The organism is Psychrobacter sp. 78a-MNA-CIBAN-0178 (assembly GCF_040309625.1).
GTDB lineage: Bacteria > Pseudomonadota > Gammaproteobacteria > Pseudomonadales > Moraxellaceae > Psychrobacter > Psychrobacter okhotskensis.
In genome coordinates this window covers 1-267 of record NZ_JBEOOZ010000136.1, presented here as the reverse complement: position 1 = coordinate 267, position 267 = coordinate 1, and the positions used below count along the sequence as shown (strand labels likewise).

At 34.5% G+C, this 267-nt stretch carries 1 protein-coding gene; it reads left to right on the top strand.

Translation table 11 applies throughout. The annotated features are described in order from the left end of the window. On the top strand, positions 1-267 hold a 267-nt coding region (locus tag AAEY80_RS14580), incomplete at both ends, for a hypothetical protein (RefSeq protein WP_350588597.1).

Sequence of the window (267 nt, the reverse complement as noted above, 5' to 3'; positions counted from 1 at the left end):
AGGCGATATAGTACGATTTACTACATCGATTGTTAGTGACATTCTTGATTTAATAACTAATAACCCAATTAGCTTATCTAGTTCAGATATTAAATGGGCTATGGGTATTGATGTTGATGATGAAGATAACGATAACGATACCACGGATCAAAGAGATGATATTTTTGGTGATCCTCTGCATTCAAAGCCTGTTGCGCTTGATTACGGTAATGATGATATTCGTATTCTAATTGGTACCAATGCTGGCTTTTTGCATATGTTTAAAGA